Source organism: Streptococcus sp. 27098_8_75, assembly GCF_041432475.1.
In the GTDB taxonomy this organism is placed as follows: Bacteria; Bacillota; Bacilli; order Lactobacillales; family Streptococcaceae; genus Streptococcus; species Streptococcus gordonii.
In genome coordinates this window covers 177,428-189,269 of sequence record NZ_JAPVZR010000002.1, presented here as the reverse complement: position 1 = coordinate 189,269, position 11,842 = coordinate 177,428, and the positions used below count along the sequence as shown (strand labels likewise).

The 11,842-nt window shown below is 40.9% G+C and carries 14 protein-coding genes; 9 read left to right on the top strand and 5 right to left on the bottom strand.

All coding sequences use genetic code 11. The features are described 5' to 3' along the window. Positions 1–2 precede the first annotated feature (2 nt). From gtfA to O3640_RS04160, 4 genes are read left to right on the top strand one after another with little or no spacing between them, the layout of a single operon-like run. Positions 3–1,523, top strand: a complete 1,521-nt coding sequence (gene gtfA / locus O3640_RS04175; protein WP_195321648.1) for an accessory Sec system glycosyltransferase GtfA — start codon at positions 3–5, stop codon at positions 1,521–1,523. Next, positions 1,507–2,859: an accessory Sec system glycosylation chaperone GtfB gene (gtfB, locus tag O3640_RS04170; protein WP_195321650.1), complete on the top strand. Its 1,353-nt coding sequence runs from the start codon at positions 1,507–1,509 to the stop codon at positions 2,857–2,859. The genes gtfA and gtfB overlap by 17 nt, the downstream gene beginning before the upstream one ends. Beyond that, positions 2,852–3,034 (top strand): accessory secretory system protein Asp4, encoded by a 183-nt coding sequence (asp4, locus tag O3640_RS04165; protein ID WP_045634942.1) that lies wholly within the window; start codon positions 2,852–2,854, stop codon positions 3,032–3,034. Before gtfB ends, asp4 begins: the two co-directional genes overlap by 8 nt. A 1-nt stretch (position 3,035) precedes the next feature. Further along, complete coding sequence (locus O3640_RS04160; RefSeq protein WP_195321652.1) at positions 3,036–3,257, top strand: accessory secretory protein Asp5; 222 nt, start codon at positions 3,036–3,038, stop codon at positions 3,255–3,257. Between the two features lie 71 nt (positions 3,258–3,328). Here the strand turns inward: O3640_RS04160 and O3640_RS04155 are convergent, their stop codons facing one another. Continuing rightward, positions 3,329–4,174: a DegV family protein gene (locus O3640_RS04155; RefSeq protein WP_195321653.1), complete on the bottom strand. Its 846-nt coding sequence runs from the start codon at positions 4,172–4,174 to the stop codon at positions 3,329–3,331. Between the two features lie 125 nt (positions 4,175–4,299). Here O3640_RS04155 and O3640_RS04150 point away from each other — a divergent pair, with 125 nt between their 5' ends. Together O3640_RS04150 and O3640_RS04145 are read left to right on the top strand one after the other, a co-directional pair. Next, on the top strand, positions 4,300–4,866 hold the full coding sequence (locus O3640_RS04150; protein WP_195321654.1) for a TetR/AcrR family transcriptional regulator: 567 nt from the start codon (positions 4,300–4,302) through the stop codon (positions 4,864–4,866). Positions 4,867–4,884: 18 nt separating this feature from the next. Continuing rightward, complete coding sequence (locus O3640_RS04145) at positions 4,885–5,352, top strand: deaminase (RefSeq protein ID WP_045502598.1); 468 nt, start codon at positions 4,885–4,887, stop codon at positions 5,350–5,352. A 76-nt stretch (positions 5,353–5,428) separates the two neighbouring features. Here O3640_RS04145 and O3640_RS04140 read toward each other — a convergent pair whose 3' ends face one another. Genes O3640_RS04140 through O3640_RS04125 form a run of 4 tightly spaced genes read right to left on the bottom strand, consistent with a single transcriptional unit; the run spans position 5,429 to position 8,372 of the window. Beyond that, entirely contained in the window at positions 5,429–6,283 is an 855-nt protein-coding gene (locus O3640_RS04140) for a cysteine ABC transporter substrate-binding protein (protein WP_195321655.1), read from the bottom strand. 11 nt (positions 6,284–6,294) lie between these two features. Further along, a complete protein-coding gene (locus O3640_RS04135; protein WP_061586258.1) occupies positions 6,295–7,053 on the bottom strand; it encodes an amino acid ABC transporter ATP-binding protein in 759 nt (252 codons plus the stop codon). Between the two features lies 1 nt (position 7,054). After that, entirely contained in the window at positions 7,055–7,732 is a 678-nt protein-coding gene (locus O3640_RS04130; RefSeq protein ID WP_195321656.1) for an amino acid ABC transporter permease, read from the bottom strand. Then, on the bottom strand, positions 7,692–8,372 hold the full coding sequence (locus tag O3640_RS04125; protein WP_045634939.1) for an amino acid ABC transporter permease: 681 nt from the start codon (positions 8,370–8,372) through the stop codon (positions 7,692–7,694). The genes O3640_RS04130 and O3640_RS04125 overlap by 41 nt, the downstream gene beginning before the upstream one ends. A 336-nt stretch (positions 8,373–8,708) precedes the next feature. On the opposite strand from O3640_RS04125, the gene O3640_RS04120 reads away from it, so the two are divergent. From O3640_RS04120 to O3640_RS04110, 3 genes are all read left to right on the top strand, one after another. Next, positions 8,709–9,197: a hypothetical protein gene (locus O3640_RS04120; protein WP_227221526.1), complete on the top strand. Its 489-nt coding sequence runs from the start codon at positions 8,709–8,711 to the stop codon at positions 9,195–9,197. A 415-nt stretch (positions 9,198–9,612) separates the two neighbouring features. Further along, positions 9,613–10,803 (top strand): methionine adenosyltransferase, encoded by a 1,191-nt coding sequence (gene metK / locus O3640_RS04115; protein WP_371586737.1) that lies wholly within the window; start codon positions 9,613–9,615, stop codon positions 10,801–10,803. Positions 10,804–10,862: 59 nt separating this feature from the next. Further along, positions 10,863–11,789 carry a helix-turn-helix transcriptional regulator gene (locus tag O3640_RS04110; RefSeq protein ID WP_371586735.1) on the top strand — a complete coding sequence of 309 codons (927 nt, stop codon included), beginning with the start codon at positions 10,863–10,865 and terminating at the stop codon, positions 11,787–11,789. Positions 11,790–11,842 lie beyond the last annotated feature (53 nt).

Genomic DNA, 11,842 nt, shown 5'->3' with positions numbered 1-11,842 from the left:
ACATGACAGTATATAACATCAACTTAGGCATCGGCTGGGCCAGCAGCGGTGTAGAATACGCCCAAGTTTATCGAGCCCAGCTTCTTCGCAGGATCCAGCAGCCGGCTAAGTTTATCTTTATGGATATGATTTTAGCAGATAATATCCAGCATCTAACGGAAAATATTGGTTTTCTGGATGAGGAAGTTATCTGGCTTTATAATTACTTTACTGATATTAAGATTGCACCAACGACGGTGACGCTGGACCAGGTACTGGCTCAAGTTGCAGGTCAGCCGGAGCGCTCGGAGAGGGAGGGCAAGATTGTCCGCTATTTCTATTCGCAGAATGATCAGTTTATCACTTGCTATCTGCGACAGGAAGATCAGGACTTTGTGGAGCATGTGGAGTATGTCTCGCGGGGGAGATTGATTCGCAAGGATTATTTCTCCTATGTCCGCTATGCCAGTGAATACTTCGCGCCCCATAATGACGCCGCAACCCTCTACCAGCGCCGTTTCTACCATGAAGACGGCAATGTGGCTTATGACATGCTGATAGAGGATGGTAAGGAAGAGCTTTATCGCTTTCCAGATCGGATTTTCTATTCCAAGGCTGAGCTGGTCCGCTATTTTCTCCAGTGTTTGCAGCTGCAGTCAGATGATGTGGTCATCTTGGATCGGGAGACAGGGATTGGTCAGGTTGTCTTTGAAGAGAGCCAGAAGGCTAAGCTGGGAGTAGTGGTCCATGCGGAGCATTTCAGTGAAAATGCCAGCAGCGACGACTACATTCTCTGGAACAATTTCTATGACTACCAGTTTACCAATGCAGACAAGGTGGACTTCTTCATCGTGGCAACAGAGGCTCAGAAAACGATTCTAGAGCAGCAGTTCCAGCTTTACTCGGACAAGCAGTCCAAGATTGTCACCATACCGGTTGGGAGTCTGGACCAGCTGACTTATCCCAAAGAGCCTCGCAAGCCTTTCTCCATGATTACGGCTTCGCGTCTTGCTACGGAAAAGCATATCGATTGGCTAGTGGCAGCGACTGTCCAAGCCCATGCCCAGCTGCCTGAACTGACTCTGGATATTTACGGTAAGGGGAGCGAAGAGGACAAGCTACGTCGCAGGATTGAGGAAGCGGGAGCTCAGGACTACATTCGGCTCAAAGGGCATGCAGATCTAAGTCAGATTTATGCAGGCTATGAGCTTTATCTGACGGCTTCAACCAGCGAAGGCTTTGGTCTAACGCTCATGGAAGCGGTCGGATCAGGTCTTCCTCTCATCGGCTTTGATGTCCGCTATGGCAATCAGACTTTTATCGATGATGGTAAAAATGGCTATCTGATACCGGTCAGTTCCAATCAAGTCGAGGACCAGATTATTGCTGCTTTTGTGGAGAAAATAATAGCTCTCTTTAGCCAAGGACGCCAGCAGGAAATAAGCCAACATTCTTATCAAGTGGCAGAGAATTATTTGACCAGCCGAGTTGAAGCGGCTTGGTCCCAGCTTTTAAAGGAGGTCAGAGATGATTCAGCTCTTTGATTATTACAATCAGGAAACCCAGGATCTGCATGATTCCCTCCTTGCAGCTGGCTATAACTGTCCGACCATTATCATTGAGGACAATGGCTTTCTGCCGGATGATATGATTTCCCCTTATACTTACTTTCTGGGGGATGAAGAGGGAGCAGACCACCCGCTCTTTTTCAATCAAGTGCCAGTGCCACCTTTCTGGGAAATCACTGGCGACCATCAGGCGGCGCGTGTCAGTGACATGGGAGAAGAAAGGGCACGGATTCACTATGCTAGTCAGTCCAAGAGCCGGCTGGTCAAACAGGTAGATTGGCTGGATAAAAAAGGCCAGCTCCGACTGAGTGAGCGCTATAATAAGCAAGGCCGTTGCTTTGCCAAAACAGCCTATAAATCAGGCCAGGAGGCTTTCAATACAACCTACTACAGCACAGACGGTCAGGAGCGCATCGTGGAGAATCACGCCACCGGTGACATCATCCTGACCCTGGATCAAGAGCCTTTGAGGATTTTTAAAAGCCGAGTGGATTTTATCCGTTTCTTTTTAGAGCGGCTAGACTTTGACTTGGATCACATTCTCTTTAATTCGCTGGCTTATTCTTTCCTGGTTTCCCACAGCCTGACAGGTCGAGCTGGGCAGGATATTCTCTTTTGGCAGGAACCTCTGTATGACGAGCTTCCGGGCAATATGCAGCTGATTCTGGAAAATAGCCAGCTGCGGGCGCAGACCATTGTCATTCCCGACTTGGCGACTTATGAAAAGGCCATGAGTCTAGCTACAGCTGACCAGCAGCAGAAGTTCCTGCATCTGGGTTATCATTATGATTTCAAGCGGGACAACTACCTACGAAAAGATGCTTTAATCCTGACCCATTCGGATCAGATTGAAGGCTTAGAGACCTTGGTTCAGTCCTTGCCACAGCTAGTCTTTCGCATTGCAGCCCTTACGGAAATGTCGCCTAAGCTCTTGTCTATGCTGTCCTATAAGAATGTTGTCCTTTATCAAAATGCCAGTCTCAAGCAGATTGAGCAGCTCTACTTGGAATCGGACATTTATCTGGATATTAATCACGGAGGTCAGGTCCTGCAGGCAGTGCGCAAGGCTTTTGAGAATAATCTCTTAATCCTAGGCTTTGAGCAGACCCTGCATGACAGACACTACATTGCCCAGCAGCATATTTTCGACAGTAGCCAGCCTGCTCAGCTGGCATCGATACTGGAAGAAGCCTTATCTGGTGTTGAGCAGATGCGGTCGGCCTTGCAAGCTCAAGGCCGGCATGCCAATGATGTACCCGTCAGTCTTTATCAGGAGACTCTCCAAAGCTTGTTAGGAGGTCAGCATGGCTAAAAAAGATTTATTTCATAAGGATATTGAGGGGCGGTTAGATGAGCTAAAGCATGGCAAGCCCAAGAAAGAAAAGGCCAGCTTGGGTGAAAATCTCAACAAGATCTTTGTCATCGCTTTGGGCTTGATGATCTTGATTGGCCTGATTTTTACATTGATTGGAGCCTTGAGGAAATAAAATGCAAAAATTATTACTTATTCTGACTATCTTACTTGCTCTTATTTTAATTACATTGGTTATTTCTTTGCCTAGAGAAAACCAACAGTTTTTCAGCGAAACTCGTTCAACAATTGGTAAGTCAGGTTATTGGGAGACAAATTTTTTTAAAAAAATTATTCTTTTGATTGTTAGTATTCTTCTCTTTTTAACCCTCATTTTCTATATAATTCAAACAGCCTAACTTTTTAGATCAAAAAGAGACCCTTAGACTAGGGTCTCTTTTGATTTAAATATTAGGAAGTTGATTCATTATTAGTCGATTTCATATCCCATTAATAATCCGCCTTCTTCTGCATAGAAACTACATAAGCCGGATGTCTGGATAGCTTGAATTTGGGCGTTAGGAAATTTTTCCTTGACTAAGTCAGAGAATTGCTGACAGAATTTATCATTATTGCGGTGAGAGATAATAATTTCACCTCCTGCATAACCCGCCTTGATGATTTCTTCAAAAGCAGCAGACAACGACTTCTTATAGCCTCTAGCCTTCTGCAATAGTTCTAAGGTTCCTTGTGGCCCAGCTTCCCCAACCATGCGAATATTGAGCAAGCCTATGACTGCTCCAATTAGCTTATTTAATCGCCCGTTTTTAACCAGATTATCCACTTTGGCCAGGACAAAAAGTAATTTGGTTTTTGATTGGTAGTTTGTAATTTCTTGTACGATTTCGTCAAAAGAAAGGCCGTTACTAATTAGCTGATTGAGCTTTTGAACAAGCAAGTCAACTTCACCTCCAGCTGATAAACTATCAATCACATGAATATTGACATTCGGATGCTCTTCAAGGTAAAGCTTTTTAGCAACCTGAGCGCTGTTATGGCTCCCAGATAAGGTTCCAGTAATAGTGACAACAAAGATATTATCAGCTCCTGCAAATGCTTTCAGATAGTCATCTGGACTTGGGCAAGCAGATTTGGAAGCAGTTGATGTGGCATACATTTTTTCCATCATTAAGTCAATATTTAGTTCTGCATTGTCAATAAAGATTTCCTGGCCTACCTGAATGGTTAGTGGGACATTTTCAAAATTTGTGTCTAAAGCCAGGTCTTTTAATTCTCTAAAATCGCATCCAGAGTCACTAACGATTTTCCAAGTCATTTTTAATCCCCTTGTTCCTATAATTATACATTGACAAAGATTGTGTCTTTTTTTACAATTATATCATGAAAGACTTTTTCCAGAAAGCTATTGATATCCGATGAGACAAGAAGGAAGAAACTGTTATGCCTGAACGTAAAATATCCAAAAAATCTCTTGAAAACCTAACGATTTCCAATCGGGAATCCAATCGTTTAACTCGTGAATCTTTGGAAATTTCCTTATTACAGTTGTTAGAGAAGAAAGAATTGGCTAAAATCACTATTTCTGAGTTAGTAAACCGTGCTGGAGTATCCAGAGCGTCTTTTTACCGAAACTACAACTCAAAAGAAGAGATTCTAGAGGAGCTTTTTGGCCAGACTGTGCATAATATTATGGAAAAAATGGCTCAGTTCGATTTTAAGACGGAGCTTTACCAAGTATGGCTTGCTCTGTTTAAAGAGGCACAGAAGGAAGCGTATCTCATTCGTTTAGCTGTTGAGTATAATTTAGAGAAACACTTGACGCAAGCAGTTTTTAACTTTTTAGAGAAAGGTCAAGAGTCCAAGAAAGATGCTTCGTCCTACGTTAATTCTTTCTGGAGCTCAGCTTTGGTTTCTGTCCTGTCAAAATGGATCAAAGAAGGTATGAAAGTACCGGCTGAAAAGATTGCTTCTCTTGGTTTGCCTTTAATGGTTCGAGAAAATATCTAGTAAAGAAAAGAGAAAAAAATGGAAACAAAACGATTAGCTTGGGATGAATATTTTGCTGCACAGGCTCTTTTGATTGCCAATCGCTCAACTTGTAAGCGCGCAAGAGTAGGAGCGGTTTTGGTCAAAGACAACAAGGTTATTTCTACGGGATATAATGGCTCCGTATCAGGAACAGAACATTGTATTGATCATGAATGTTTAGTAGTCGATGGCCACTGCGTAAGGACCCTACACGCTGAAGTTAATGCTATTTTACAAGGCGCTGAAAGAGGTGTTCCAAAAGGATTTACTGCCTATGTAACTCATTTTCCCTGTCTCAACTGTACCAAGCAGTTGCTCCAGGTCGGATGCAAGCGCGTAGTCTATATCAATCAGTATCGGATTGACGAGTATGCTGAGTACTTGTATCGCGAGAAAGAAGTGGAATTAGTGCACCTGCCTTTAGAGGAAGTGAAGTCAGCCATAGCCGAAACAGATTTTATTTAAAAAGTGACTATCCTAGTTATTGTTTAAGATAAAAAGGCTCTATCATTTTGATAGAGTCTTTTTACGATCTTACTGATTATTTGACTTGACCACCTTCTACAACAAGATCATCTGCCTTGGCTGCATCGCCGTAGGTAGGGTGAAGAGTTTTTTCATAAGCCTTATGGAAGAAGTTTTCCTTACCAAGCTTTTCTATATCCTTGTTGATAAAGTTAAGAAGTTCTTTGTTTCCTTTTTGAACGGCTGGAGCAATAGTATCAGGGTCACCTAAAGAAGTTATACCAACTTCGTAACCCTTGTTTTCAAGAGCCCAAGCTAGGACTTCAGTGTTATCCGTTGAGAAGGCATCACCACGTCCATCAAGCAGAGCTTGGTAGGCGTCACTGTATTGATCATATTTTTGAAGTTTAACCTCTGGGTGATTCTTTTCAAAGTAGGTTTCAGCTGTTGTACCTTTGGTCACAATCAAAGTTTTTCCCTTAAGTTCCTTAACGTCTTTTATAAGGGCATCTTTAGGAGAAACGACTCCAAGTGAAACCTTCATATAAGGAAGCGCAAAGTCAACTTGTTTCTTGCGTTCATCTGTTACAGTGAAGTTTGCCAGTGTAATATCAACCTTGTTTGAGATCAAGTACTCTGCACGGTTGGCTGCGTCAACAGAGACGTATTTAACCTTGACTCCAAGATCTTTGGCAAGTTGATTTCCAAGTTCGATATCGTATCCTTGGTAAGAGCCATCATTATCAACATAACCGAAAGGTTTTTTGTCTCCAAAGACTGCGATACGAAGCTCGCCACTTTTCTTAATTTCATCAATGGTCCGAGCCTTAGAACTTGATGCATTGGAGTTTTTGCTAGCACCACAAGCTGTGATAAAGACTAGAGCAAGGGCAAGTGTCATTACAGTTAAAATTGATTTAATTAGTTTCATAATCGTCTCCTTTATAGATATGAGCCAAATTGGCTAAAGTCAAATACGTTTAAAAATTCTTGCGCTCTTTTTGTTTTAGGATTGGTAAAGAAAGAGTGAGCATCTCCCTCTTCAGCGATCTGTCCTTGGTCCAAGAAAATGATTCGATCAGCAATAGCTTGAGCAAATTGCATTTCATGTGTGACTAGGATCATGGTGCGTCCTTCTTGGGCAAGATCATTAATTAATTCTAGCACCTCTCGTACCATCTCAGGATCTAAAGAGGCGGTTACTTCATCGAAAAGGATGATTTCAGGATGCATGAGAAGGGAACGAACAATTGCCACCCGTTGTTTTTGACCTCCAGAGAGCTGTCTTGCGTAGCTATGCTTTTTATCTAGAAGTCCAACACGTTTCAGTAGTTGTTCGGCTTCCTGAATGACTTCCTCTTTCTTACGTCCCTGGGCTTTTGTTGGTCCTAAAATAAGATTTTGCAGAACATCTAGGTGTGGAAAGAGTTCATAACTTTGAAAAACCATACCAATTTTCTGACGGACAAGGTGAAAGTTCTTTTGATTGCCTGTGATGGATTGGTCATCTAAGAGGATATCACCTCCTTGAATATTTTCTAAGCCATTAATACAACGAAGAAGTGTACTTTTACCACATCCAGAAGGACCCAAAATCACGACAACTTCACCTTTTTTAACTTCAAGCGAAAGACCTTGAAGGATAGGATTGTCTCCAAAGGATTTTTGAAGGTCCCTTATTTTTAAAATCGTTTCAGACATATTAATTCCTCCAGTGTTTTTCTAAATGACCTGCTAATTTGGAAATAGGGAAGCAGACAAGGAAGTATAAAACAAGAATAGTTCCATAGATCCAAAAGGAAGCTGTAGGAATGGTCAATCGGTTGCTATCGATAATTTGTTGACCGACCTTCGTAACCTCAACAACACCAATCAAAACGACTAGCGAAGTTGTTTTAATCATACGTGTAATCAGGTTAATGGCTTGTGGTAGTAAACGTCTTAGAACCTGTGGAATGATGACATAATAGTAAAGTTGAAACTTGGTTAAACCAAGCGCTTGGCCACTTTCAAACTGGTGCTTGGGTAGAGAAGTGATAGCTCCTCGAACTAGGTCCCCCATTTCAGCCGTTCCCCAGAGAGTAAAGACAATGATGGCTGAACTTTCACCTGAGATATTGATATTAAAGTTGCGTGCTAACCCAAAGTAAACAATAAAGAGTAAGACAAGTTGGGGCATAATTCGGATGAATTCTAGATAAAATCGAGTCAGTAGACGAACGATTTTAGATCGAGAAGTCATGATAATTCCCAAAAGAGTACCAAGAACCATGGATAATAGAACGGAAATAACTGAAATACCAATCGTGACTCCCAAGCCTTGTAAAATACGAAGGAGATTATTTCCCTGTAAGAGTACCTGGATTCCCGAATCCTGCATGGCGTAATCTCCTTTCTATCCAACCGAAGAGAAGTGAAATCGGTAATAACATGAGCAGATAGGCAAGGACTAACATGGCTAAGGCAATATCTGTCTCGTAGTAGAGTCCAATCAAGTCCTTGGCCACATACATAAGATCCGCCAAAGCCACTACAGAAAAAACTGAGGTTTCCTTGATTAAGAAAATAACATTGGCACTAAAGGAAGGAAGTGCTACAGCAGTCGCTTGTGGAAGAACAACGTAGCGAAAAACTTGTCTTGGTGTCAAACCAATAGAGAGGCCGATTTCATGCTGGGTTTGACTAACAGCTTCCAAGCCACTACGGAAGGATTCAGCCATGTAAGATCCGCCTAAGAAAATGAGACCGATTGTCGCACAAGCTTCTGAAGACAAGACAAGACCAATCCTAGGTAGCCCAAAATACAGAAAGAAGAGCTGAATCAATAGTGGCGTGTTTCGAGATAGCTCAATGTAGGCAGTAGCTAGCTGACTCAAGATGGGAACTCGGTAATGTCGTATGATACTAACAACCAAGCCTAAAAGAAATGAACCAATTATCCCCCAAATAGCGATATGCAGGGTCAAAAAGAAGGCCTGCTGGTATAGTGGATAGTACTGTTCGATAATAGACCAATCCAAAAATGAATTCCTCCCCTCCCTTAAGTCAGGAAAGCATTTTTCTTCCTGAACTTACAGGTATAATAATAGAGTCATTTTACCATCAATTACACTGTTTGAATAATATGTATATTTTATCGGTCTGATAGAAAAAATTTATCAGGACTGACAAAAGGATTGTAATTTAGTAATCGGCCTAGACAAAGATATTTGTTTAGATGTTGAATTGTTTTAAGAGAAAATGGATATACTTGATTTTATACTGATAATAATAAAAAAATAGAGTATAATGGATATAAAATATGAAAGGGGATCTTGCCCTTTACAAGAAATATAAGAATAGGAAGGATAAATCAAATGGCAAATGAAGAGAAAAACCAGGAGTTAAGTCAAACGCGTAATGAGGTAAGTCCGGAGATAGATAATGAAAAAAATAAGGAAAAGATTGAAGAAAATCAATCTATTGATGAAGCAAATGAGTCAGAACAAGTGGTAAAAGATTCAAAAGAAACCAAGTATACATCGGCTCTTCTTTCATTTTCCTTCTTCTCATCGATCATTTATCTGATTCTCTTTGTATTATTTTTTGGTTTAGCTTTACCATGGGGACTTGTCTTATTGATTTTTCTAGGTCCTAGCTTGATTTGTTTTCTTATTGCAACTATTTTAACTAGGATTGGGATGAATAACGGAAATAAAGGTTTACTATATGCAAGTTCAGGTATTTACCTGATCTCAGCCTTTTGTGCAGGAGACCCTGATTGGTATCTTTTTCAAATAGCACCTTTTGTTTTCGCAGTTCTCGTTTTGGTTGGAACGCTAATGGCTAAAGAAGAAAAGAGATAATATGGCGCGAAGCCATATCTTTTTACGGAAATTTTTGAAACCATAAAGGATGCGATCCCCATTCTAGTACAACTATTTTCACTCTCAAAAATTAAGCAATCAAAAGAGCTTTCTTTATCTATCAATGATTATGTATATGCTTTTTTATGTATGGGCACTTGGTTCATCTTTTAGCCTCTTTTTGATTGTAGCAATTGTAGTCGTGGTCCTAATCTGGGTTGGTGCGTCAAAAACAGCAGATTCATAGTTTTCAATAAGGTATAGTTTATGTCTATACCTTATTCTTTTTTTAAACAAAGGTGTGTTAGCGTAAATTATGTTATAATGTAAAAGTTATATAGTCCCGATAAGGTGGTAGTTTTTTCTATCAGTACTTTGTAACTCTATAACAATTTATTTAAGGGGGGACATTTCTATGTCAGAACGTAAACTTTTCACGTCTGAGTCTGTATCGGAGGGACATCCCGATAAGATTGCAGACCAAATTTCCGATGCTATTTTGGATGCTGTCTTGAGTCAGGATCCAGATGCCCATGTGGCTGCTGAAACAGCTGTTTATACAGGCTCTGTTCATGTTTTTGGTGAGATTTCGACTACAGCTTATGTAGATATTAACCGTGTGGTTCGTGATACCATTGCAGAGATTGGCTACACCAATACAGAGTATGGCTTTTCGGCAGAGACCGTCGGTGTGCATCCATCTTTGGTGGAGCAGTCGCCAGATATCGCTCAGGGTGTCAATGAAGCTTTAGAGGTTCGTGGGAATGCAGATCAAGATCCATTGGATTTAATCGGAGCTGGTGACCAAGGGCTTATGTTTGGCTTCGCAGTGGATGAAACACCGGAGCTTATGCCATTGCCTATCTCACTCAGTCATAAGCTAGTCCGTCGATTGGCAGAATTGCGCAAATCAGGAGAGATTGCCTATCTGCGTCCAGATGCTAAGTCACAAGTGACTGTTGAGTATGATGAAAATGGCCAGCCTGTGCGCGTGGATACGGTGGTTATTTCGACCCAGCATGACCCAGAAGTGACCAATGAAGAGATTCATCGTGACGTGATTGAAAAGGTGATTAAAGCTGTTATTCCTGCCCAGTATCTGGATGATAAGACAAAATTTTTCATCAATCCAACCGGACGTTTTGTAATTGGCGGCCCGCAAGGTGACTCTGGCTTGACTGGACGTAAGATTATTGTGGATACTTACGGCGGTTATGCTCGTCACGGCGGCGGTGCCTTCTCTGGTAAGGATGCAACCAAGGTCGACCGCTCAGCTTCATACGCAGCACGCTATATTGCTAAAAACATCGTGGCTGCTGGACTAGCCAAGAAAGCAGAGGTACAGCTAGCTTATGCCATTGGTGTGGCTCAGCCGGTTTCTGTACGTATCGATACTTTTGGCACTGGAGTAGTTGCAGAAAGCAAGCTTCAGGAAGCTGTTCGTCAGATTTTTGATTTGCGTCCGGCAGGTATCATTCAAATGCTGGATTTAAAACGACCAATCTATCGTCAGACAGCTGCTTATGGCCATATGGGTAGGACAGATATTGATCTGCCTTGGGAAAAAACGGATAAAGTTCAAGAGTTGAAGGAGTATCTAGCCTAATTATAAAGAGTTGCAAGATAAGTATTTGATGGTTTCTACTTTATAGAAAAATAAAGATTATGAAATTAGAACGATTAATTTATATTTTATTAGCCCTTTTGAATAAGAGACAGATAACAGCTAAAGAAATTGCTGAACGTTTTGAAATATCTACTCGTACAGTATATCGAGATATGGATACGCTCAGCTTAGCTGGAATCCCTATTTACTCTGAACGTGGGGATAAGGGAGGCTTTTATATACCAGATGACTACAAGATGGACAGCAGCTTTTTCACAGAAGAAGAAAAGCAGTTTATCATCAATATGAGCCAAAATGTTGGCAAAATTGTCGGTCGTCCAAGTTTTGACAGCATTGAGCATAAGCTTACTTCTCAAGAAGTGACTGATAATGTTAATCCTTTTTACTTCGATCTTACTTCATGGTCTCTCAATACAAATTATTTACTTGAAATTGAGCAGGCTATACAAACTGGAAAGAAAGTTTCCTTTTCTTATTTTTCTAAAAAACAGGAACGAAGCCAACGAACGATTTTTCCATACCGTTTGATTTTTAAACTAAATGCTTGGTATGTTATCGGCTACTGCTTTGAAAGATTAGATTTTCGTATTTTCAAGCTTAGTAGAATTCGTGATTTGCAGCTAGTAGATGAGGGAATAGAAGTTGGTGACTACCCACTTTTATCTCAAGAAAAGCTAGATCTTTTTCTAAATCCATCCAAAGATAAAGTTGAAGGCAGTAAAGAGGAAGTGGAGTTGATTTTCACAGAGTCTGCGCTTCCAAAAATTTATGATCATTTCACAGAAGAAGAAATCACTGTTGAGCAAACCAGAATAATAATCCATGCTTTCAGAGCATTAACACCGACCTTTTTCGAATTGATTTTAAGTTTTGGTCAGCAAGTAAAAGTCATTTCGCCAAAAAAACTGCAGGATAAATTAATTGATACTCTTCAAAAAAATCTTCAGCAATATGACAGACTGTAGTCATATTGCTTTTTGTATACTCTTAAGTGGGCTCAAGCTTTCATTAGTTTGAA

Bases quoted from the DNA above. Each gene is read 5' to 3' on its own strand.
- O3640_RS04110 (WP_371586735.1), top strand. From the start codon at position 10,863: ATGAAATTAGAACGATTAATTTATATTTTATTAGCCCTTTTGAATAAG.
- asp4 (WP_045634942.1), top strand. From the start codon at position 2,852: ATGGCTAAAAAAGATTTATTTCATAAGGATATTGAGGGGCGGTTAGAT.
- gtfB (WP_195321650.1), top strand. From the start codon at position 1,507: ATGATTCAGCTCTTTGATTATTACAATCAGGAAACCCAGGATCTGCAT.
- O3640_RS04135 (WP_061586258.1), bottom strand. From the start codon at position 7,053: ATGTCTGAAACGATTTTAAAAATAAGGGACCTTCAAAAATCCTTTGGA.
- O3640_RS04160 (WP_195321652.1), top strand. From the start codon at position 3,036: ATGCAAAAATTATTACTTATTCTGACTATCTTACTTGCTCTTATTTTA.
- O3640_RS04130 (WP_195321656.1), bottom strand. From the start codon at position 7,732: ATGCAGGATTCGGGAATCCAGGTACTCTTACAGGGAAATAATCTCCTT.
- O3640_RS04145 (WP_045502598.1), top strand. From the start codon at position 4,885: ATGGAAACAAAACGATTAGCTTGGGATGAATATTTTGCTGCACAGGCT.
- O3640_RS04155 (WP_195321653.1), bottom strand. From the start codon at position 4,174: ATGACTTGGAAAATCGTTAGTGACTCTGGATGCGATTTTAGAGAATTA.
- O3640_RS04140 (WP_195321655.1), bottom strand. From the start codon at position 6,283: ATGAAACTAATTAAATCAATTTTAACTGTAATGACACTTGCCCTTGCT.
- O3640_RS04120 (WP_227221526.1), top strand. From the start codon at position 8,709: ATGGCAAATGAAGAGAAAAACCAGGAGTTAAGTCAAACGCGTAATGAG.
- O3640_RS04150 (WP_195321654.1), top strand. From the start codon at position 4,300: ATGCCTGAACGTAAAATATCCAAAAAATCTCTTGAAAACCTAACGATT.
- metK (WP_371586737.1), top strand. From the start codon at position 9,613: ATGTCAGAACGTAAACTTTTCACGTCTGAGTCTGTATCGGAGGGACAT.
- gtfA (WP_195321648.1), top strand. From the start codon at position 3: ATGACAGTATATAACATCAACTTAGGCATCGGCTGGGCCAGCAGCGGT.